This is a genomic window from Actinomadura rubteroloni, from assembly GCF_002911665.1.
Lineage (GTDB): Bacteria > Actinomycetota > Actinomycetes > Streptosporangiales > Streptosporangiaceae > Spirillospora > Spirillospora rubteroloni.
The window spans coordinates 2,014,057-2,035,633 of record NZ_MTBP01000001.1 but is presented as its reverse complement, the minus strand read 5'-3'; the positions used below and the strand labels follow the sequence as shown (position 1 = coordinate 2,035,633).

Here is a 21,577-nt window from a genome sequence, read left to right as displayed (position 1 = left end):
GGGTAAGCCGGGCCGGCATGGGAGAGATCCTGGTCGGCACGGCCTCCTGGACGCACCGGACGCTGATCGCCTCGGGCTGGTACCCGGCCGAGGCCCGCACCCCCGAGGCGCGGCTGCGGTACTACGCCACGCAGTTCCCGCTGGTCGAGGTGGACTCCACCTACTACGCGCCGCCGTCGGAGCAGACCGTGCGCGCCTGGCGGGACCGGACGCCCGACGGCTTCACGTTCAACGTCAAGGCGTTCGCGCTGCTGACGGGGCATCCGACGCGTCCGTCCGCCCTCCCGCGCGACCTGCGCGCCGCCGTGCCGGACCGCCGCCTCTACCCGAAGGACGTTCCGGCCGACGTCCTGGACGCCCTGTGGGATCGGTTCCTGGCGGCCGTCTCCGTCCTGCATGACGCTCACCGGCTGGGAGCCGTCCTGTTCCAGTTCCCGCCGTGGTTCACCGCGAGCGCGAAGTCCCGCGCCCGCATCCTGGAGATCCGGGAACGCTGCGCGCCGCTGAGGATCTGCGTCGAGTTCCGGCACCGGAGCTGGCTGGCTCCCGAGCACCACGACGAGACCCTGGACTTCCTGGCGGCCCACGACCTCCCCTACGTGGTCGTGGACATGCCGCAGGGCCACACGTCGTCCGTCCCGCCCCTCACCGCCGCGACCTCGGACCTGGCCGTCGTCCGCTTCCACGGCCACAGCGAGGACTGGACGAGCGGCGACCTGGACCGCCGCTTCACCTACTTCTACGAAGACGACGAGCTACGAGCCTGGGCCGCCCGGATCCACACCCTTGCCGAGCGGGCCACGACGCACGTCATCTTCAACAACTGCTGCGCGGACCACGCCCAGCGCAACGCCGCCCGGCTGAAGACCCTCCTCACCTGACCCGCACGGCCGATGGCGGAGCGTGTCTTTGGCCTGGTCGCATTTCGCGGAAAGTGGACCTTCTAGCGGGCCAGTGCGCGTCCCTAGGGTCGGACGCATGAAGGATCTTTCGCGACTGCGGTCGCTCGACCGGCGGGTTCTGGAGCGATCCCGCGACCTCGTGGCGACCGTCACGGACGCGGACCTCGCCCGTCCCACGCCGTGCGCGGGCTGGACGCTGCGCGACCTGCTCTCCCACATGGCCGGGCAGCACGTCGGGTTCGCGACGGCGGCCGAGGGCGAGACCGCCGACGCGTCCGGCTGGCGGGACGCCGATCTCGGGCCGGACGCCGCGTCCGCCCGCGCCGTCTACTCCGCGTCGGCCGCGCGCGTCACCGCCGCGTTCGAGCGCGACATGCCCGAACGGGGGCTGTGGCTTCCCGAGATCCGCACGGACGCCTTCTTTCCGCCCGCGGTCGCGCTCGGCTTCCATCTCGTCGACTACGTCGTCCACAACTGGGACGTGGCGCGCACGCTCGGCCTGGCCTCCCCCGACGACGAGGAGTCGGCCGCCGCCGCGCTGGAGGTGGCGCTGCGCGTCCCCGACGGGCCCGAGTTCCGCGGCCCCGGCAAGGCGTTCGCCGCCGTCCTGCCGGCCCCGGACGGCGGCTCGACGCTCGACCGGGTCCTGACGGTCCTCGGCCGGTCGCCGGACTGGACGCCCTGACCCCGGCGGGCCGTCCGGACGCGGGCGGAGGACGTGCGCGGGATTCGGGGGCCGGAGGGCCGTGAGGGCGACGTTACGGGCGCGAAACGGACGCGACGTGAGGGGGAAACGGCGGCCGCCTATTTATCTGTCAACCGACAGAAATTAGCGGCCCCCTGGGAGGCCCCATGTCCGTCCCCACCGCGCCGTCCGCCCCGGAGCCCTCCGCCGACGCGCGCGTCCTCCAGGCGTTCGGCTACCGGCAGGAACTCCACCGCAGCATGGGGAGGTACGCGTCGTTCGCCGCGGGCTTCTCCTTCATCTCCGTGCTGACCACGGTCTTCCAGTTCTTCGGGCTCGGCTTCGCCTTCGGCGGCCCCGCCTTCTTCTGGACGTGGCCGGTCGTCCTCGCCGGCCAGTTCCTCGTCGCACTGTGCTTCGCCGAACTGGCCGCCCGCTACCCCATCTCGGGCGCCATCTACCAGTGGTCCAGCCGGATGAGCACCGCCGCGTTCGGCTGGTTCGCCGGCTGGATCATGGTGCTGGGGCAGGTCGTGGTCATCGCGGCGGCGGCGCTCGCGCTCCAGGTCGTCCTGCCCGCGATCTGGGACGGCTTCCAGCTCGTCGGCGGCGACCCGTCGCCGGTGTCGGGCACGGGGGCCGCCAACGCCGCCGTCCTCGGCCTGATCCTGCTCGCCGCGACGACCTTCGTGAACGTCCTGGACAACCGGATCATGGCCCGCGTCAACGTCGTGGGCGTGACCGCCGAGATCATCGGCGCGGTGCTCATCGTCGTCCTGCTGCTGACGCACGCCGACCACGCGCCGTCCGCGACGTTCCACGTCGGCGCGGGCCGGGGCGGCGCGTTCGGGGCGCTGCTCGTCGCGTCGTTCGCCGCCGCCTACGTCCTCATCGGCTTCGACAGCGCGGGCGAGATGAGCGAGGAGACGCGGCGGCCCCGCGCCGTCGCGCCGCGCACGATCCTCACCGCGCTCGGCGCCGCCGGGCTGCTCGGCGGCCTGATCATCGTCGCGGGTCTGCTGGCCGCGCCGAGCCTCACCGACGGACGGCTCGCGACCGACGGCCTGTCCTACGTCCTGACGAGCAGGCTCGGCGACTGGGTCGGCAAGGTGCTGCTGGCGGACGTCGTCGTCGCGATCTGCGTCGCGACCCTGGCGATCCAGACCGCCGCGACCCGGATGCTGTTCTCGATGGCGCGCGACGGGATGGTGCCGTTCTCCCGCCCGCTCGCCAGGATCTCCCCGCGCACCGGGATGCCGATCGGCACGGCGCTGGTGACGGGCGTCCTCGCGGCACTCGTCGTCATGCTCGACTTCGCGTCGCCGGACGCCTTCCTCGCGATCGGCACCACCTGCATCGTCATGGTGTACGTCGCGTACGCGATGGTGATCGGACCGCTGCTCTACCAGCGGTTGCGCGGCTCGTGGCGCGGCGGCGCCCCCGCCGGGACGGACGAGGCCGGCCGACGCCTCTTCTCCCTCGGCCGCTGGGGCCTCCCGGTGAACGCGCTCGCCCTCGCCTACGGCCTCGCGATGGCGGTGAACCTCGCGTGGCCGCGTCCGGCGGTCTACGCCCCCGCGAGCGGCCAGTGGTACTTCACCTGGTTCACCGTGCTGTTCCTCGGCGGCGCGGTCGTCGTCGGCGCGCTCTACCGGCGGTCCTCGGCCGCGCGGTCAGGCCGCGTCGAGCAGGCCCCGGCCGAGGCGGGCCAGCCGGGGCAGGTCGCGCTCGGGGACGCCGCCAACGCGTAGGGCGGCGTTCGCCGTCGCGCCCGCCGTGCCGTCCGGGTCAAGGCCCGGGTTGTCGCGGCGGATGAGGATCACGCCCTCCACCAGCGAGAAGACGAGCCTGCTCCGGGCCGTCCGCTCGTCGTCCGGCAGCGCGGACGCGGCGGCGGTCCGGGCCAGCAGGTCGTCGTAGGCGTCCTTCAGCTCCGCGCGCAGGTCCTGGAAGCCGGTGACGCGCTCGGCCTCCGGGAGCAGGTAGAGCGCACCCAGGTTGTGGGTGCCCGTGCAGAGCAGCCGGGCGTCCTGGTAGCAGAGCGCCCACAGCCGCGCCTCGGGCGGCGCGGACGCGTCCCCGAGCGTCCTCGCGGTCTCCAGCGACGGCCGGACCGTGCTCTCCAGCAGACTCGCGAGGATCTCCTCCTTGCCGCCGAAGTAGTGGTACATCGACGCCTGCCGGATGCCGGCCCGCTCGGCGATCTCGCGCGTCGAGGTCGCCGCGTAGCCCCGGACGGTGAACAGCTCGCCCGCCGCCGCGAGGATCTCCTCGCGCGGGCTGAGCCCGCTGCTCGGCCGGGAGACGGCACGCGGCCTGCCGACCGCTCTGCGAGAGACGCTCACCGGCCGATCCTCGCACAGCCCCCATTTCCGGCCGCACCCACCCGCGTTGCGCCAGGCGCCTCCCCTGCTCGCGCCGCTTCCTCGTGTCGGCCGGTGCTGGCGGGGCGGCGAGCGGTGAGATCCGTGCGTCATGGAAGCAACCGGGACGAAACAGCCCGGCAACATCGCCTCCTTAATTTCTATCGAGCGACAGAAACTACGGACGGGAGACGCGATGACCACTGCGACCACCCACGGCGCGCGGGATCACGCCCGCGCCCAGGACGGCACCGAGGTCGAGGCCATGCCCCGCGTCCCCGCTCCGGACGGCGCGGTCTGGGCGGAGACCGTCGCGGGCGGGAACTACACGCACAAGGTGCTCGCACGCGGCACGGAACTGCGGTTCACCGACGTCGCCGGGGACGCCTGCGCGCACGTCCTGCTGTACGTCGCGGACCGTCCGTTCGAGCGGCTGAACGTCGCCGACACGGTCAAGGTGCTCTGGAACGCCTACCCCGGCGCCGGTCATCTGCTGCTGTCCGACCAGGGGCGGGTGCTGGCGTCCGTCCTCGCCGCCGACGCGGCCGTCGAGACGGTCTGCGGCACGTCCACGTCGGCCCGCAACGCGGCCCGGTACGGCGACGGCTCCCCGCACGGCGCGTCCCCGGCGGGACGGGAACTGTTCACGCTGGCCGCCGCGAAGAACGGCCTCACGCCGCGCGACCTGCCGCCGTCCGTCTCCTTCTTCAAAGGCGTGCGCGTGGACCCGGACGACGGGCGCCTCACGTTCGAGGGCTCGTCCCGGCCGGGCGCGAGCGTCACGCTGCGCGCCGAGATGCCGCTGATCGTGCTCGTCGCGAACACCGCACATCCCGTCGACCCGCGTCCGGACTACACCTGCACGCCGCTGGAGGTCCTGGCCCGGCCGGGCACGCCGACGCGTCCCGACGACCCGCTGTGGAACTCCAGCCCCGAGGCGCGTCGCGCGTTCCTCAACACCGCCGACCACCTCACCGCCCGGGGCGTCGCATGACCGCCGGACGGCGCGTGGAGGCGCCTGATGACGAACGTGACGTCGAGCAGAACTCGGAAGGAGCGGACGTGCTGAGCGATGTGGTCGTGCCCGCACGGGCACCGTGGTCGGCGGTGATCCCGGCCGGACGGTCGCTGACGATCACCGATCTCGGCGGCAACCAGGCCGTGGACTGTCTCGTGTACGACGCGCACGACACGGCCGTCCGGTACAGCGCGCCCGACACGATCCAGGCGCAGGGCGGTATCTATCTGTCGACCGGAAGTGTGCTGATGTCGAACGAGCACACGCCGCTGATGACCGTCGTCGCCGATGACTGCGGACGGCACGACACGCTCGGCGGCGCCTGCTCCAAGGAGTCCAACACGCTCCGGTACGGCCATCACACCTGGTCGCAGCACGCGTGCGTGGACAACTTCCTGGCGGAGGGCGCGCGGCACGGCCTCGGCAAGCGCGATCTCGTCAGCAACATCAACTGGTTCATGAACGTGCCGGTCGAGGCGGACGGGACGCTCGGCATCGTCGACGGCCGCTCCGCCCCGGGCCTGAGCGTCACGCTCCGCGCCGAGACCGACGTTCTCGTGCTCGTCTCGAACTGCCCGCAGATCAACAACCCGTGCAACGGCTTCGACCCGACTCCCGTGAGGATGACGGTCCGTTGATCGAGACGCTGCTCGTCGCGAACCGGGGCGAGATCGCCGCCCGGATCATCCGCACGGCCGAGCGGCTCGGCCTGCGGACGGTCGCCGTCCACTCCGACCCGGACCGGGGCGCGCCCCACGTCCGCCTGGCCGACCGCGCCGTCCGGCTCGGCCCCGCCCCGGCCGCCGAGAGCTACCTGGACGCCGAGAAGATCCTCCAGGCCGCCCAAGCCACGGGGGCCGACGCCATCCACCCCGGTTACGGCTTCCTGTCGGAGGACTCGGCCTTCGCCCGCCGCGTCGAGGACGCCGGCCTGGTCTTCGTCGGCCCGACCCCCGAGCAGATCGACCTGTTCGGCGCCAAGCACACCGCCCGCGCCGCCGCCCGCGACGCCGGGGTCCCGCTGCTCCCCGGGACGGGCCTGCTCACCGATCTGGCCGAGGCGCACCGCGAGGCCGCGCGAATCGGCTACCCCGTGATGCTCAAGGCGACCGGAGGCGGCGGCGGGATCGGGATGCGCGCCTGCCACGGCCCGGACGACCTGGCCCGCGCGTGGGACGGCGTCCGCCGCGTCGCCACGGCGAACTTCGGCACCGCCGGAGTCTTCCTGGAACGCCTGGTCCAGGGCGCCCGCCACGTCGAGGTGCAGGTGTTCGGCGACGGCGAAGGGAACGTCGTCGTCTTCGGCGACCGCGACTGCTCCCTCCAGCGCCGCAACCAGAAGGTCATCGAGGAGGCTCCCGCGCCGAACCTCCCCGACGCGGTGCGCGACGTCCTGGCCAGTAGCGCGGCGGCACTGTGCGCATCCGTCCGGTACCGGTCGGCGGGGACGGTCGAGTTCGTCTACGACCCCGTGCGCGAAGAGGCGTCCTTCCTGGAGGTCAACACGAGGCTCCAGGTCGAGCATCCGGTCACCGAGGCCGTCTACGGCGTGGACCTGGTCGAATGGATGCTCAAGCTGGCCGAGGGCGACCGGTCGCTCGTCCGGGCGGGCGCGCCCGCGCCGCGCGGCCACGCCGTGGAGGCCCGCGTCTACGCCGAGAACCCGAGCCGCGGCCATCTGCCGAGCGCGGGCCTGCTCACCGAGGTCGCGTTCCCGGCGGACGCGCGCGTGGACGGCTGGGTCGAGGCCGGGACGGTCGTCACCACCGCCTACGACCCGCTGCTCGCCAAGGTCGTCGTCCACGGCGCGGACCGCGCGGACGCGCTGGACCGGCTCGGACGCGCCCTCGACGCCGCCCGCGTCGCCGGGATCGAGACCAACCTCGGCCTCCTGCGCGCCGCCGCGCGCCAGACCGACTTCGTGGCGGCGCGGCACGGCACGGCGACGCTCGACACGGTCCGGGACGGCTCGCGGCGCGTCGAGGTCGTCCGGCCCGGCGTGCTGACGAGCGTGCAGGACCTGCCCGGACGGCTCGGGTACTGGCAGGTGGGCGTGCCGCCGTCCGGCCCGATGGACGACCGGTCGTTCCGGCTCGGCAACCTCCTCCTCGGCAACGCCCCCGGCGCCCCGGGCCTGGAGTGCACGCTGCAAGGCCCCGAGCTGCGGTTCTCCCACGCCACGACCGTCTGCGTGACCGGCGCGCCCGCTCCCGTCACCGTGGACGGGCGCTTCGTCCCGCAGAACGAGCCCGTGACCGTCCCGGCCGGAGGCGTGCTCGACGTCGGCGCCCCCACGGCGGGGATGCGCACCTATGTCCTCGTCGCGGGCAGCCTGGACGTCCCGGACTACCTCGGCAGCGCGTCCACCTTCATGCTCGGCGGTTTCGGCGGCCACGGCGGACGCGCGCTGCGTCCCGGCGACGTCCTGCACGGCGGCACCACCGCCGAACGCGCCGACGTCGCCGAGACGCCGCCGCGCATCGGCGACGCCTGGGAGATCGGCGTCGTGGAGGGCCCGCACGCGGCGCCCGAGTTCTTCACCGACGACGACGTCCGCGAGTTCTACGCCGCCCGCTGGAAGGTCCACTTCAACTCGGCGCGCACCGGCGTCCGCCTGGTCGGCCCCAAGCCGCGCTGGGCCAGGCCGGACGGCGGCGAGGCGGGCCTGCACCCCTCGAACATCCACGACACGCCCTACGCGGTCGGCGCGGTCGACTTCACCGGCGACATGCCCGTCGTGCTCGGGCCGGACGGGCCGTCGCTCGGCGGTTTCGTCTGCCCGGCCACGGTCGTGTCGGGCGAGCGGTGGAAGCTCGGCCAGCTCAGGCCGGGCGACACGGTGCGGTTCGTGCCCGTCCCGCCCGAGGCCGGCGCGCCCGGGGACGGCGGCGTCCTCGGCCGTCTTCCCGCGACCGCCGCGCGTCCCGAGGTCACCTACCGGCGCAGCGGCGACGACAACGTGCTGATCGAGTACGGCCCGATGGAACTCGACCTGGGCCTGCGGATGCGCGTCCACGCGCTCGCCGAGGCGGTCACGGCGCTCGGCCTGCCCGGCGTCGTGGACCTGACGCCCGGCATCCGGTCCCTCCAGATCCACGTCGACCCGGCCGAACTGCCGCAGAGCCGGCTGCTCGCGACGCTGCGGGACGTCGAGGAGAACCTTCCCGCCACCGAGGACCTGATGGTGCCGTCGCGGATCGTCCACCTCCCGCTCTCCTGGGACGACCCGGCGACGCGCGAGGCCATCGCCCGCTACACGGCCGGAGTCCGCGACGACGCGCCCTGGTGCCCGTGGAACATCGAGTTCATCCGGCGGATCAACGGCCTGGACGCCGTCGCGGACGTCCACCAGGCCGTGTTCGACGCCGAGTACCTCGTGCTCGGCCTCGGCGACGTCTATCTCGGCGCGCCCGTCGCGACGCCGCTCGATCCCCGGCACCGGCTCGTCACCACCAAGTACAACCCGGCCCGCACGTGGACGGCCGAGAACTCCGTCGGCATCGGCGGCGCGTACCTCTGTGTCTACGGGATGGAAGGGCCGGGCGGTTACCAGCTCGTCGGGCGCACGACGCAGGTCTGGTCGGGATGGCGCGCGGAGCAGCCGTGGCGGCTGCGGTTCTTCGACCGGATCCGCTGGTATCCCGTCAGCGCCGACGAGCTGCTGGAACTGCGCGCCGACACCGCCGCCGGACGGCTGGAGCCGCGCGTCGAGGACGGGGTGTTCTCCCTCGCCGACCACCGCCGGTTCCTCGCCGAGCACGCCGACTCCATCGCCGCGTTCCGGGCGCGGCAGGGCGCGGCGTTCGCCGCCGAGCGCGCCGCGTGGGAGGCCGCCGGGGAGTTCGCCCGCGCGGACGCGGTCGAGGAGCGTCCGCCGGCCGCCGTGGAGCTGCCGCCGGGCGCGCGGGCCGTGGCGGCGGAGTTCGCCGCGAGCGTGTGGCAGGTCGCCGTCGAGCCCGGCGACCGGGTGGACGCCGGGCAGGATCTGGTCGTCCTGGAGGCCATGAAGATGGAGGCTCCCGTCGCGTCGCCCGCCGCCGGGGTGGTCGACCGCGTGCTCGTCCGGCCCGGCGACCAGGTGGAGGCGGGCGCGGTGCTCGTCGTGCTGAAGGGGGACGGCGATGAGTGAACGGGCCGTGGAACGCGTGCGGCGCGCGTACGCGCGGATCGCCGGGACGGACCGGCCGGAGGTCTGGATCGACCTGCGGCCCGCCGCCGACGTGCTCGCCGAGGCCGCCGCGCTGGACGACGCGCTGCCGCTCGCCGGGACGGTCTTCGCCGTCAAGGGCAACATCGACGTCGCCGGGCTGCCCACCACGGCGGGCTGCCCGTCCTACGCCCACCTACCGGACCGGGACGCGACCGCCGTCGCCCGGCTGCGGGCGGCCGGGTCGCTCGTGCTCGGCACGACGAACCTCGACCAGTTCGCGACGGGGCTCGTCGGGACGCGCAGCCCGTACGGCGCGGTGCGCAACGCCGTGGACCCCGCCTACGCGGCGGGCGGCTCCAGCTCGGGGTCGGCGGTCGCCGTGGCGCTCGGCGTCGCGGACTTCGCGCTCGGCACCGACACGGCCGGGTCGGGGCGGGTCCCGGCCGCGTTCAACGGGGTCGTCGGGCTGAAGCCGACCTACGGGCTCGTCCCGGCGGACGGGGTCGTCCCGGCGTGCCGCTCGCTGGACTGCGTCACCGTGTTCGCCCGCTCCCTGGCCGAAGCCCGCCGCGCGCTGGCGTTCCTCGGGGCGCCCTCGGGGTCCCTCGCGGCGCGCCGGCCCGGCCCGTGGCGTGTCGCGGCGCCTTCGGCGTCCTCGCTCGGGGCCATGGACGACGGCTGGGCCGAACGGTTCGCCGCCGCGTCCCGCGCGCTGGCCGACGCCGGGGTCGAACTGCTGCCCGTCGATCCGGCGCCGTTCCTTGAGGCGGCGGAGCTGCTGTACGACGGGGCGTTCGTCGCCGAGCGGTACGCGGCGGTCGGCGCGTTCGTGGACAAGGGGACGCCGGACCTCGATCCGGTCGTCGCGTCCATCATCGGCGCGGCGGGCGCCGTGCCCGCGCACCGGCTGTTCGCCGACCGCGAGCGGCTGGCGGTGCTCCGCGACCGGGCGCTCCTCGCCCTCGGGGACGCCGACGCGCTGCTCCTGCCGACGACGCCGGGACATCCGACGCTCGCCGACGTCGCCGCCGACCCGCTCGGCGCCAACGCCCGGCTCGGCCGCTTCACCAACAGCACCAACCTGCTCGGCCTGTGCGGTGCGGCGCTGCCGTTCGGCACGGTGAACGGCCTCCCGTTCGGCGTCATGCTGCTCGGTCCCGCGCACACCGACGACCGGATCGCGGCCATCGCGGATCTGCTCGTCCCGGAGCCGGTCGTGCGGGTGGCGGTCGCGGGCGCGCACCTGTCCGGGCAGCCGCTGAACCACGAGCTGACGCTGCGCCGGGCCCGTCTCGTCGCGACCACGACGACCGCGTCCGCCTACAGGCTCTTCGCGCTCGGCACGACGCCTCCGAAACCCGGGCTCGTCCGGGTCCCGTCCGGTGGGGCGGCGATCGAGGTGGAGCTGTGGGACGTCCCGGCCGGAGGCTTCGCGAGCTTCATCACCGGCATCCCCCGTCCGCTGGCGCTGGGCGAACTCGAACTGGCCGACGGGACGTCCGTCACCGGCTTCCTCTGCGCCCCCGAAGCCCTGCCGGACGCCGTCGACATCACCCGCCACGGCGGTTGGCGCCCCTACCTCGCCGCCCGCTGACCCACGGCGACCGCGCCCGTCCAGGCCGAGGCCGACTGCGGCTTCAACACGGCGACGTCCGGCATCGGGGCGGACCACGGCGGCCGAGGGACCCGCGAATCGTTCCCGACGTCCGGACGGCCATCGCGCGGGTCGGGGAACGCGGCGCGCAAGGGAGCGGCCCGCGTACACGGTGGTTCGCCGTGTACGCGGGCCGGTCGCGTGCTTCCGGGACGAGCCGGATCAGCTCGTCAGCGTGTTGATCGCGCTGATCTTCCAGTGGCCCTTCTGGCGGACGGCGTCGATCGCGAGCATCGTCGGCACCGTCGAGCTCTTGCCGTCGGTCGCGCGCGTGTCGCGCTGCGTGGCGAAGACCAGGAGGCTCGCGCGGTCGTCCCGCAGCGACGTCACCGCGCTGTCGGTCACCGTGGTCGTCAGGACCAGCTTCTCCGCCGGCCCCTGCGTGCGCACCGACTTGAACAGCGCGTCGTACTGGCCCGTCGCCTTGCCGGTCAGCCCGGACCGCGCCGCCGTGTCGGTCTTCGACGGGTCGGTGTACCCGTAGGAGAACACCTTCGCGAGGAGGGTGCCGACCTCGCCCTTCACCTCGCTGGTCCCGGCGTTGTCGGTCAGCGCCGCGTTCTTCACGACGTCGCCGCTCCGCAGGTCCCCGGCGCGCTGCAGCGCGTAGAACCCGAACACCGCCAGCAGCACCGCGAGAAGCCCGAGAAGGAGCGGGAGCCGCCCCGTACGTCCGGTCATGTCGTCTCTCCCTCCTCGCTCAGGACCCGGAGGTTCCCTCGGTGGCCTTGACGAGGCCGCTGACCTTCCACCCGGACGGCGTCCGTTCGAGCCGCGCCGTCATCCGGGTCTGCTTCACCGTCGGCTGCCCGTTCCCCTGCGTCGCCGTGATCCGCAGCGCCAGGATCATGAACGCGCGGCCCGCGCGGTCGTCCAGCTCGGTCACGCCGCTCTGCAGGACCGTCGCCGTCGTGGCCGACTGCGCTTCCCGGACGCTCTTCTCCAACTCCGCCCCGCCCTGGACGAGCTGGTCGTGCAGGTCCCCGGTGGACGAATCCCGCCAGCTCGCCAGGCCCTTCGCGACGTCGCGGTAGTCGAGCGTGCTGAGGTTCTGGACGTCCTGCTCCCCCGCCTGCCGCACCTGCTCGCGCAGCTTGGAGAACTTCAGGCCGTCATCGTGGGCCGCCGAGTACCAGGACTGCCCGGCCCACGCGGCGAACACGACCGCCACGGCGACGAGCACGAGCGCGGTCCGCGCCAGCGGATCCGACCACGTCCCGCCCTCCTGCTCGGCGCGTCCGCCGCCCGCCGTCCGCGCGCCCTGCCGCGTCCGCACGGGCTTCTTCCCGGCGGCCGCCTTAGCGGCCCCCCCGGTCTTCGCCTTGGGCTCGGACTTCGCGGCGGCCGATTCCTCCGCGTCTTTGGCGGGCCGGCCTTCGTCGCCGTCCTCGGCGTCGCCGTCTTCGTCCGTGTCGGACGCGTCGTCTTCCGCGTCGCCGGTCTCCGCAGCGGCGGCCTTTCCGGCGCGTCCGGCGCGCTCGGACTTCGCCGTGCGCTCGGACTTCGATGCGGCCAGTTCCTCCGCATCCCCGGCGGGCCGACGCTTCGCGCCGTCCGGGCCGTCCTCGACTTCCGCGTCGGCGGGCTCGTCCGCGTCGTCGGACGCGTCCGACGACTCTGCGGCGGGCTCGTCCGCCTTGCCCGCAGGGGAAAGAGATTTCGCGGCGGCGGGCGCGTCGTCCTTCGCGGTCGCGGGCCGGTCGGCGGACGTCTCACCGTCCACCGCGTCCTTCGCCGCAGCAGGCTCGTCCGCGCCGGACGCAACGGGCCGCTCGTCCGTGGCGCCGACCGGCTTGGAACCTTCCCGAGGGCCGGTCGCGTCGTCCGGGGCGGCCTCGGCGTCCTCCGCCGGTTCCGCCTCCCGGGCATCCGACGAGGGCGCCTTCGCCGCGCCGCGCCGGGCCGGCGCGGCGTCATCCGCTACCGTGCCGGGACCGTCGCCGGACGTGTCGTCCACCGGCGGGTCGGTCTCGGGCGGCTGCTGCGCCCTCGTCTTCGCCACGCTGTCCCCCTCAGCTCGAACGGATGTCGGTGATGCGCCACCTGCCGTCGTCCCGGCGTGCCGTCACCGTGAGCTGGGCGGCAGCCGTCGTGCCGACCGCCCGCCCCGCCCGTGTCGTCTTCTGGTCCAGGAAGACCAGCAGTTCCGCGCGGTCGTCCTCGAGCGACACGACGCCCGCCCGGACGACCTCGGTCGTCAGCGCGAGGCGCTGCGCCGGGGCCTGCTGCTTGACCGGGGCGAGAATCTCCTTGTACTGCGTGGCGGCGCGGCCCGCCAGCGCGGACGCCGCCGCGTGCTCGGTCTCGGCGAGCCCGTCCGGAGTGTAGGAGAAGATCCGGGCGATCGCGGCCGACACGTCCCCGGCGACCTTGGCGGTGGCGTCGGCGTCCAGGACGGCCCGGTTCGCCGCCGGGGACGTCGCCGACGAGTCGCCGGCCGCCACGAGGAATCCGACCCCGGCGCCCGCGATGACCAGGGCGACGAGCAGCGGGCGCCACAGCGCGACGATCCGGCCGATCATCGGTTGCCCGCCGGGATCGCGGTGAGCGACTTCAGCTTCCAGCCGGCCGGCGTGCGGGACAGCCCGACCTCGTACCGCCTGCGCTGGTAGGTGACGGCGCCCTGCGCGGGCGTCAGCTTCACCTGCACCGACGCGATCATCGCGGCCTCACCGGCCCCGGTGTCGAGCCGGATGACGGCCGCGGCGAGGACCGATCCCACCGCGCTCGTCCCCGTCTGGGCGATCTTCTGCTTGTTGGCGGGCGCGTCCCGGTGGAGCTGGTCGCGCAGCGAACCCGTCGCGGCGTTCTCCCACGCGCGCAGGCCCGCGTCGACCTGCGTCCGGTCCAGGGTGTTGAGCGTCGCGAGCTGCTTCCGCCCGGCCTGCAAGGCCAGGTCGCGGTCCCGCCCCTCCGCGCGCCCATCGCCGTGGGAGGCGTCGAAGTAGGACCACGCCGACCAGCCGAGGAACACGGCCGCCACGGCGATGAACGTCCAGCCGATCAGGCCCCAGCCCGCGAACAGCGGGCGGGGGGCGTCCCGTCCCTCCTCGGGCCGGGTGGACGGCGGTTGTTCGTCCACGTCAGCGTTCATCGCCCCTCCCGAAGGCTTCCGCGGCACGCGGCGCCGCCGCGGCCAGACCTCCCGAGCGCGCGTGTTCGGGGTCGTCCCCCCGAGGGGTGGACGCGCGCCCGGGCCGTCGCGCGGACCGCGCGCCGCGGTCCGCAGCTCCTCATCGACCCGCCTGCGGGGCGAGCAGGCTCCCGCCCGCCGGCGGCAGGGCGGGCTCGCCGAGCGCACCGGGCAGTGCGGAACCGTCGCTGGCGAGGCCGAGCGACCCGGCCCGCGCGGGCGGCGGCAGCTTGCCGTAGTCCGGCGTGTTCGCCGAGCCCCGCACGTTCTTTCCGGTGGACGGCGCCGACGCGCAGTACGCGGACGTGTTGAACGGCTTGCCCGCCGAAGTGTCGTCCCCGTTGCGGTACTGGGTGCCGCCATAGCCGCTGGTGCACGGCAGCGGGTTGAAGAACGTCGGAACCATACCGAACTGTAGCTGATTGTTCTTGACCATCGTGTTCGCGGCGGCCACGACGGCGGGCAGCTTGGACAGCAGCTCGTCCAGGACCGGCGCGCGGTTCTTCAGGATGTCCGACGTCGTCGTCATGTTCGCGAGCAGGACGCTGAACGACGGGTCGAGCTCGTCGACCAGCTTCGACAGCTCCGTCGAGACGCCCGGCCCCGCCGCGATGAGGCGCCGCAGGTCCGGGTCGGACTTGCGGAGCTGCTCGGCGAGCAGCTTGGCGTTCCGCCCGAACGACTTGATCGCCTGCGACTGCTCGTTCTGGGTCGCGAGGACCGTCGCCGAGTTGTCGAACAGCTCGGTGGTCGGTTCGACGTTCTCGTTGGCCTTCGTGACGAACGTGTGGCTGGTGTCGAGCAACGCCGCCAGGTTCGGGCCCTGACCGGTGAACGCGCGGCCCAGCTCGTCCACGAGCGTGCGCGTCGCCTCCTGCGGAACCGATGAGGCGAGGTTGTTGATGCTGGTCAGCAGGTCGGTGACGGGCGCGGGGATCTGGGTGGACGAGCGCGGGATCCGCGCCCCCGCCGCGAGGTAGGGACCGTTGTCGTCGGTCGGCCGCAGGTCGATGTACTGCTCACCGACGGCCGACTTGTTCGCGACGACGGCCTGGGTCCGCGCCGGGACCTTCGGCGCGTCCTTCTCGATGCGCAGTTCGGCGAGGACCCCGTCGTCGGTGAGGTGCAGCGTCCCGACCCGGCCGATCGGCATGCCCCGGTAGGTGACCTCGGCGTGGGTCGTGAGACCGCCGGTCTGGGCCAGCTCCACCTTGACCACGTAGTAGCGCTGCTGCCCGATGAGCCAGCCGAGGTCGGCGTAGTTGAGCGCGACGATGCCCATCGCGATCAGGCCGATGATGGCGAACGCGATGTTCTTGATCTTGGTCTGGAGGGTGAGCATTAATTTCCCTCCCCCGTCGCCGGAAGCGGCAGCGTCGGAGACGTGGTGGGTTTCGCGGCCGTTCCGCCGTCCCCCTCGGACGTCTTGGGCGGCGTCAGCGGCGGAATGAGCTCCGTGCCGGGCTGCGCGGTGACGTGCAGGTAGACGTTGAGGTAGTCGCCCTTGACGGCCTTGGCCACCTGGTCGGTGAACGGGAACGTCAGCAGCACCTGGAGGGCGCGCGGCAGATCACGGCCGGAGTCGGCGAGCTTGCGCACGACCGGGTCGAGCGCCTTCAGGTCCGCGACGATGTCCTCCTTGCTGGCGTTGAGCGTCCGGACGGCGACCGACGACAGCTTGTCCAGCGATCCCAGCATCTCCACGAGCTGGCCGCGCTGCTCCTCCAGCACCTTCAGGCCGGGAGCGAGGTCGTCCAGGACGGTGCCGATCTCCTTCGTCCGCGAACCCATCGTGGACGACAGCCGGGCGAGCCCGTCCAGCGCGGCGGTGATGTTCGCCCGGTTGGAGTTCAGGTTGCCCGAAAGGGTGTTCAGGCGCTCCAGCAGCGACCGGACCTGCGGCGCGTTGCCGGTCAGCGCGTTGTTCAGCTCCTTGGTGATGGTGCGGATCTGCGCGATCCCGCCGCCGTTCAGCAGCATCGACAGCGCGCCCAGCACCTCCTCGACCTCGGGGTTGCGGTTCGTCCGCTCGACCGGGATCGAGCCGTGATCGCCGAGGGCACCGGTCGCGCCGGTCGTCGGCGGGGACAGCGAGATGTACTTCTCACCGAGCAGGCTGGACTGCTGGAGCTGCGCGTACGCGTTGGCGGGCAGCTTCACCTTGCGGTTGATCAGCATGGTGACGCGGGCGTTCCAGCCGTCGGACGGCAGCGACACCTTCGTCACGCGCCCGACCGCGACGTCGTTGACCTTCACCGACGACTGCGGCACGAGGTTGAGGACGTTCGCGAACGTCGCCGTCACCGTGTACGGGTCGCTGCCGACGTCCGCGCCGCCGGGCAGCGGCATGCTCTGCACGTTGAGGTTGCAGCCCGACAGCGCGCCGGCCGCCAGGACCCCGGCGAGCCCGGCCACCGCCGTCCGGCGTCCCGGCCGCCTCCGTCGCACGCTGGCCATCAGCCCTTCCCTCCGGTCGTGGCGGCCGATCCGGCGGCCGGGAGCGGCATGCTCAGCTCGTTGAGGTTCGCCCGGCCCATCAGCGTCCCGGTGGACGGGTCGTAGGCGTTCAGCATGTTCCCCGCGGCGAGGGCCTCGTTGTCGAGCGCCTCCGCCAGCGACTCCCGCTGATCCACGAGCGTCTGGGTGATGCTGGCGAGCTTCGTGATGTTCTTCTTGAGCATGTCGCGGTTGTCCTTGATGAACTTCTCCACGCGGACGAGCGCGTCGGCCAGCGTGCTCAGCGCCTGGCCGAGGGTCTGCCGGTCGGCCGCGAGGAACTCGGTGACCTGCGCGAGCTGGTTCTGCGCCTGCCGGACGGCCCCGTCGTTGTCCTTGATCATCCCGGTGAACTTGGCGAGGTTCTGGATGGTCTTGAAGAAGTCGTCCTGCGACCCGTTGAGGGTCTTGGCGGCCTTGCCGAAGTCCTCGATCGTCTGGCCGATCGCCCGGCCGTTGCCGTTCATGTTCTTCGCGCCGACCTCGATGGAGCGCGACAGCGCGCCCTCCTTGTTCAGGCCGTTCGGGCCGAGGTCGTTCGCCAGCTTCTTGATGCTGTCGTAGACCTTGTCCAGTTCCAGCGGCGTCGCGGTCCGGCTGTCGGGGATCACCGCCCCGGACACGAGCCGCGGCCCGCTGACGTAGGCGGGGGTGAGCTGGACGTACCGGTCGGCGACCAGGCTCGGCGAGACCGCCACCGCCTTGGCGTCGGAGGGGACGTCCACGCCGTGGTCCACGACCAGCTTGACCCGCACCTTCGAGCCCTCGGCGCGGACGCTCGTGACGTGCCCGCTCTTCACGCCGAGGATCTTGACGTCGGAGCCCTTGAAGATACCGACCGACTGGGTGAAGTACGCCGTGACCTCGGTTCCCGCCGGGGGCCGGAACACGATGACCGCGGCGGCCACGAGGACGACGACCACCCCGGCGGCGATGAGGGTGCCGCGCAGCCTGCTCAGCATCATCAGCCCTTCTTCCCGGACTTCGGCGGCACGCAGCCGGTCTTGGGCGGCGTGCCGTCCGGCAGGTAGTTCTTCGGCACGAGACCGCAGAGGTAGCCGTCCATCCAGCGCCCGTTGCCCATCGAGTTGCCGATCATGCGGGTGTAGGGCCCGGAGAGCTTCAGCGCCCGGTCGAGGTTCTTCTGGTTGCGGAGCAGCAGGTCCACGACGGTGCCGAGCGCGTCCAGCGACGGCTTGAGCTGCGCCTGGTTGTCGTCGACGAGACCGATGAGCTGGGTGCTCAGGTTCTGGGTGCCGACGAGCAGGCCGTGGATGGCGTCCCGCCGCCGCTGGATCTCGGCGAGCAGCGTGTTCCCGTCGCGCAGCAGCGCCGCGAACTGCTCGTTCTGGTCGGCGAGCGTGCCGCTGACCTTGCTGGTCCCCGCCAGGAGCCGCGCGAGCTGCGCGTCCCGGCTGGAGATCGTCTTGGACAGCGCGGACACGCCGTCCAGCGCCCTGCGGATGCTCGGCGAGGTATTGGAGAACGCCCCCGACAGCGCGTCGAGCGAGGCCGCCAGTTGCTTGGTGTCCAGCTCCCCGGTGGTCGCCGCGAGATCCTCGAACGCCCGCGTCACGTCGTAGGGCGACGTGGTGCGCGCGAGCGGGATCGTCTGGTCCGGGTTCTGCTTGTCCGGGCCGAGCGGGTCGACGGCGACGTACTTGTCGCCCAGCAGCGTCTTGATCGCGATCGCGGCGGTGCTGGTGTTCCCGATCCAGGTGTTCTTCACGGCGAAGGAGACCCGCACCTTGCCGTGGTCCAGCGCGACCCCGGTGACCTGGCCGACCTTGACGCCGGCGACCCGGACCTCGTTGCCGGGGCGCAGCCCCGCCGACTCGGCGAAGTACGCCGTGTAGGTCGTGCCGCCGCCGATGACCGGCAGCTTCCGCACGTTCAGGGCGAGCAGCGCGACGACGAGAATCAGCAGGAGGCCGACGATCGCGACGGCGATCGGGTTGCGGTCCCGCACCGGCTTGAGGCGCCAGCGGCGGCCCATCCGCGCGGGCTGCCGTCTGCGCGGCGGGGGCGAGGCGTGCGTCGGGGCCGTCATCAGCCGCACCTCTTCGCCGTGCGGGGAATCCCGGTCGGGTCGGGGTGCGTCTCACCCGGGACCTTCTGGTACTTCACGCCGGTCACGATGGCCTCGCAGAGGTAGAAGTTCATCCACGACCCGTACGACCCGAGCCGTCCGATCGTGGCCTCCTTCTCGGGGAGCGTCTTCAGGAACTGCTCGACGAGCGGCTTGTCGCGGTCGAGGTTCTTCGACAGCCGTCCGATCTGGGCGATGTCGTTCTTGAGCGCGGGACGCCCGTTCGTCAGCAGCGACGCCGTGCTCGTGGCGAGGTCGTCCAGCGCGCCGATCGCGTCGCCGATCGGCTTGCGGTCGGCGGCGAGGCCCGAGACGAGCTGGCGCAGCGTCGTGATGAGGTTCGTCAGCTTGTCGCCGCGGTTGTTGACGGTCTCCAGGACGGTCGTGAGGTTGTCCACGACCTCGCCGATCACCTTGTCCTTGTTGGCGATCGTGCCGGTCAGCGACCCGATGGTGGACAGCAGGTTCTCGACCGTGCCGCCCTCGCCCTGCATGACCTGCACGAGCGAGGCGGCGAGCTGGTTGACGTCCTTGGGGGACATCGCAGCGAACAGCGGCTGGAACCCGTTGAAGAGCTGCGTCAGGTTCAGCGCCGGGGTGGTGCGGTCGACGGGGATCGTCGCGCCGGGCGCGAGCGTTCCGCCCGCGCCCGTGCCCCGGTCCAGCTCGACGAACCGCTGGCCGACGAGGTTCAGGTACTTGATCGTCGCGGTGGACGACGCCGGCAGCGTCCGGTCCTTGTCCACGGTGAAGGTCACCTGCGCGATCCGCTGGTCCTTGACCGTGATGGACTCGATCCGTCCGACCTGCACGCCCGCGATGCGGACGCTGTCGCCCTTCCGCAGGCCCGACGCGTCGGTGAACCGCGCCTTGTACTTGCTCGTCGTGCCGTTGGTGGTCTGGGCGATGCTCATCGCGAGGACCAGTGTCGCCATGACGGTGACGAAGATGAACAGCGCCGACTTGATCAGCGGTCCGGTGAGGTTCCTCATCCGATCTTCACCTCCGTCCCCCGGTAGAGCGGACCTGTGAGCACGGTGCTCCAATCGGGCAGAGTCTCGGGCGTCTCCTGCAGGCCCGGCGCCATCAGTTCGTTGACGAGCCGGTTCTCCTCCGGCGAGTTCGGGAGGCCGAGGCCGCCCGGCGCGCCCGCCGTCACGGCGCCCGCCGACGCGACCGACGCGCGCGGCGCGTTGCCGTACGGCACCGAGTAGCAATGCGGCCCGTCGTGCCCGCCGAACCGCGGCCGGTCCTTACCGGGCGTGTACGCGCCCTTGGACGGGACCGACACGACGTTCACGTGCAGGCCCGGCTCGCTCGTCCCCTTGCCGAGGACCTTGTCCATCAGCGGGATGAAGTCGTTCATCATCCCGAGCGTGCAGGGCAGTTCGGGCGCGTACCGGGCGAGCGTCTCAAGGCTCGCGCGGCTCTGCGTGGACGCCCGGATGAGGTTCCCGGAGTTCTCCCGCAGGAAGTCGGTGAGGTTCCGCGACCCCGCGGTCAGCGAGGAGTACAGCACCGCCAGGCTCTTCTCCTGGTTCACGATCGTCCGGCTCGTGCTCGTCAGATCGTCGAGCGCGGCGAGGATGTCCGGTGTCGCCTCGCTGTAGGTCTGCGTGAACCCGACCAGCTCGGTGATGCTCTTGTTCAGCTCGGGGAGGCTCGGGTTGAACTTCTTCAGGTACGCGTCCAGCTCGACCAGGGTCTTACCGAGGTCGGTGCCGCGTCCGTCGAGCGCCTGCGACACGGCCGTCAGCGTCGCCGACAGCTTCTCCGGCTGCACGGCGGTGAGCATCGGCATCAGGTTGTTCAGCACCTTCTGCAGCTCGATCGCGTTGGACGACCGGTCCTGGTCGATGACGGTGTTGGCGGTGAGCCGCGCCGGGCTCGGCTGCGCCGGCGGGACCAGCGCCACGTACCGCTGGCCGAACAGCGTCGTCGGGAGCATCTGCGCGGTGACGTCGCCCGGGATCATCTTCATCTTGTCCGGCTGCATCGCGAGCTTCAGCGTCGCGGTGGAGCCGTCGGTGCTGATCGAGCGGACCTCGCCGACGACGACGCCGCGCAGCTTCACGTCGGCGTGCGGGTGCATCTCGTTGCCGGTGGTCGGGGTCTTCACCGTGACCCACGTGACGTTCGTGAACTGCTTGTTGTAGACGGCGATCGACAGCCAGATCAGGAGCGCCGGGACCAGCAGGAACGCCACGCCCGCGCTGCGCTGTCCGACGACCCCGGCGTTCGCCTTGTTGCGGTGTCTCATCCGGCCACCTTCACGGTCGTGGTCGTGCCCCAGATCGCCAGGCTGAGGAAGAAGTCCGTGACGCTGATCAGAACGATCGAGGTCCGTACCGCGCGTCCGACGGCGCGTCCCACTCCCGCGGGACCGCCTGCCGCGCGGTAGCCGAAGTAGCAGTGCGACAAGATCACCAGCACGGCGAAGATCAGCACCTTGAAGAACGACAGCAGCACGTCGGTGGGCGACAGGAACAGCTTGAAGTAGTGGTCGTAGGTTCCCGACGACTGCCCGTTGATGAGCACCGTGACCTCGCGGGACGCGAAGTAGCTGCACAGCAGCCCGATCGCGTACAGCGGGATGATCGCGATGGCGCCCGCGATGATCCGTGTCGTCACGAGATAGGGCAGCGACGGGATGCCCATGACCTCCAGGGCGTCCACCTCGTCGCTGATGCGCATCGCGCCGAGCTGCGCGGTGAAGCCCGCGCCGATCGTCGCCGACAGGGCGAGCCCCGCCACCAGCGGCGCGATCTCACGGGTGTTGAAGTAGGCGGAGGCGAACCCGGTGAAGGCCGCCGTTCCGATCTGCTGGAGGGCCGAGTAGCCCTGCATGCCGACGAGCGTGCCGACCGCGATGCTCAGCGCGACCATGACGCCGATCGTGCCGCCGACGACGCCGAGGCCGCCGGAGCCGAACGACACCTCGGCCAGCAGTCGCTGGATCTCTCTGGTGTAGCGGCGCAGTGCGCGCGGCGTCCACAGGAGCGCGCGGATGTAGAAGAGGAGCTGGTCTCCGGGAGCGTCCAGCCTTCCGAGCAACCGGCTCGGCCGGACAGAGTCGAGCAATGCCAT

19 protein-coding genes are annotated in these 21,577 nt (G+C 72.4%); 7 read left to right on the top strand and 12 right to left on the bottom strand.

All coding sequences use genetic code 11. The features are described from left to right. The first annotated feature begins 17 nt into the window (after positions 1 to 17). The 3 genes from BTM25_RS09015 to BTM25_RS09005 all read left to right on the top strand — a co-directional run bounded on the left by BTM25_RS09015 (position 18) and on the right by BTM25_RS09005 (position 3,338). Positions 18 to 881 (top strand): DUF72 domain-containing protein, encoded by an 864-nt coding sequence (locus BTM25_RS09015; RefSeq protein WP_103562225.1) that lies wholly within the window; start codon positions 18 to 20, stop codon positions 879 to 881. 97 nt (positions 882 to 978) lie between these two features. Continuing rightward, complete coding sequence (locus BTM25_RS09010; RefSeq protein ID WP_103562224.1) at positions 979 to 1,587, top strand: TIGR03086 family metal-binding protein; 609 nt, start codon at positions 979 to 981, stop codon at positions 1,585 to 1,587. A gap of 167 nt (positions 1,588 to 1,754) precedes the next feature. Beyond that, complete coding sequence (locus tag BTM25_RS09005; protein WP_103562223.1) at positions 1,755 to 3,338, top strand: amino acid permease; 1,584 nt, start codon at positions 1,755 to 1,757, stop codon at positions 3,336 to 3,338. Here BTM25_RS09005 and BTM25_RS09000 read toward each other — a convergent pair. After that, on the bottom strand, positions 3,261 to 3,932 hold the full coding sequence (locus BTM25_RS09000) for a TetR/AcrR family transcriptional regulator (protein ID WP_205648006.1): 672 nt from the start codon (positions 3,930 to 3,932) through the stop codon (positions 3,261 to 3,263). The genes BTM25_RS09005 and BTM25_RS09000 overlap by 78 nt on opposite strands. A gap of 214 nt (positions 3,933 to 4,146) precedes the next feature. Here BTM25_RS09000 and BTM25_RS08995 point away from each other — a divergent pair, with 214 nt between their 5' ends. From BTM25_RS08995 to BTM25_RS08980, 4 genes are all read left to right on the top strand, one after another. Further along, positions 4,147 to 4,944: an urea amidolyase associated protein UAAP1 gene (locus tag BTM25_RS08995; RefSeq protein WP_103562221.1), complete on the top strand. Its 798-nt coding sequence runs from the start codon at positions 4,147 to 4,149 to the stop codon at positions 4,942 to 4,944. Positions 4,945 to 5,012: 68 nt separating this feature from the next. After that, positions 5,013 to 5,606, top strand: coding sequence for an urea amidolyase associated protein UAAP2 (locus BTM25_RS08990; protein WP_205648005.1), 594 nt, complete (start codon positions 5,013 to 5,015; stop codon positions 5,604 to 5,606). Then, a complete protein-coding gene (locus tag BTM25_RS08985; RefSeq protein WP_103562219.1) occupies positions 5,603 to 9,097 on the top strand; it encodes a 5-oxoprolinase/urea amidolyase family protein in 3,495 nt (1,164 codons plus the stop codon). The genes BTM25_RS08990 and BTM25_RS08985 overlap by 4 nt, the downstream gene beginning before the upstream one ends. Beyond that, complete coding sequence (locus tag BTM25_RS08980) at positions 9,090 to 10,712, top strand: allophanate hydrolase (protein ID WP_103562218.1); 1,623 nt, start codon at positions 9,090 to 9,092, stop codon at positions 10,710 to 10,712. Before BTM25_RS08985 ends, BTM25_RS08980 begins: the two co-directional genes overlap by 8 nt. A gap of 222 nt (positions 10,713 to 10,934) precedes the next feature. Here the strand turns inward: BTM25_RS08980 and BTM25_RS08975 are convergent, their stop codons facing one another. The 11 genes from BTM25_RS08975 to BTM25_RS08915 form a co-directional block, all read right to left on the bottom strand. After that, positions 10,935 to 11,453 carry a hypothetical protein gene (locus BTM25_RS08975; protein WP_103562217.1) on the bottom strand — a complete coding sequence of 173 codons (519 nt, stop codon included), beginning with the start codon at positions 11,451 to 11,453 and terminating at the stop codon, positions 10,935 to 10,937. Between the two features lie 19 nt (positions 11,454 to 11,472). Further along, a complete protein-coding gene (locus tag BTM25_RS30305; RefSeq protein WP_235828306.1) occupies positions 11,473 to 12,774 on the bottom strand; it encodes a hypothetical protein in 1,302 nt (433 codons plus the stop codon). Between the two features lie 10 nt (positions 12,775 to 12,784). Next, the gene (locus tag BTM25_RS08960; RefSeq protein WP_205648004.1) at positions 12,785 to 13,294 is read right to left on the bottom strand and encodes a hypothetical protein; all 510 of its coding nucleotides are present in this window, start codon (positions 13,292 to 13,294) and stop codon (positions 12,785 to 12,787) included. Next, the gene (locus BTM25_RS08950) at positions 13,291 to 13,866 is read right to left on the bottom strand and encodes a hypothetical protein (RefSeq protein WP_103562215.1); all 576 of its coding nucleotides are present in this window, start codon (positions 13,864 to 13,866) and stop codon (positions 13,291 to 13,293) included. The genes BTM25_RS08960 and BTM25_RS08950 overlap by 4 nt, the downstream gene beginning before the upstream one ends. A 139-nt stretch (positions 13,867 to 14,005) precedes the next feature. Next, the gene (locus BTM25_RS08945) at positions 14,006 to 15,247 is read right to left on the bottom strand and encodes an MCE family protein (protein ID WP_103562214.1); all 1,242 of its coding nucleotides are present in this window, start codon (positions 15,245 to 15,247) and stop codon (positions 14,006 to 14,008) included. Next, complete coding sequence (locus BTM25_RS08940) at positions 15,247 to 16,362, bottom strand: MCE family protein (RefSeq protein WP_103562213.1); 1,116 nt, start codon at positions 16,360 to 16,362, stop codon at positions 15,247 to 15,249. Before BTM25_RS08940 ends, BTM25_RS08945 begins: the two co-directional genes overlap by 1 nt. Beyond that, on the bottom strand, positions 16,362 to 17,366 hold the full coding sequence (locus tag BTM25_RS08935; RefSeq protein WP_235828305.1) for an MCE family protein: 1,005 nt from the start codon (positions 17,364 to 17,366) through the stop codon (positions 16,362 to 16,364). The genes BTM25_RS08940 and BTM25_RS08935 overlap by 1 nt, the downstream gene beginning before the upstream one ends. Next, a complete protein-coding gene (locus tag BTM25_RS08930) occupies positions 17,366 to 18,451 on the bottom strand; it encodes an MCE family protein (protein ID WP_205648003.1) in 1,086 nt (361 codons plus the stop codon). Before BTM25_RS08930 ends, BTM25_RS08935 begins: the two co-directional genes overlap by 1 nt. Further along, positions 18,451 to 19,482 carry an MCE family protein gene (locus tag BTM25_RS08925; RefSeq protein ID WP_103562212.1) on the bottom strand — a complete coding sequence of 344 codons (1,032 nt, stop codon included), beginning with the start codon at positions 19,480 to 19,482 and terminating at the stop codon, positions 18,451 to 18,453. Before BTM25_RS08925 ends, BTM25_RS08930 begins: the two co-directional genes overlap by 1 nt. After that, on the bottom strand, positions 19,479 to 20,750 hold the full coding sequence (locus BTM25_RS08920; protein ID WP_103562211.1) for an MCE family protein: 1,272 nt from the start codon (positions 20,748 to 20,750) through the stop codon (positions 19,479 to 19,481). Before BTM25_RS08920 ends, BTM25_RS08925 begins: the two co-directional genes overlap by 4 nt. Next, positions 20,747 to 21,577: an ABC transporter permease gene (locus BTM25_RS08915; protein ID WP_103562848.1), complete on the bottom strand. Its 831-nt coding sequence runs from the start codon at positions 21,575 to 21,577 to the stop codon at positions 20,747 to 20,749. The genes BTM25_RS08920 and BTM25_RS08915 overlap by 4 nt, the downstream gene beginning before the upstream one ends.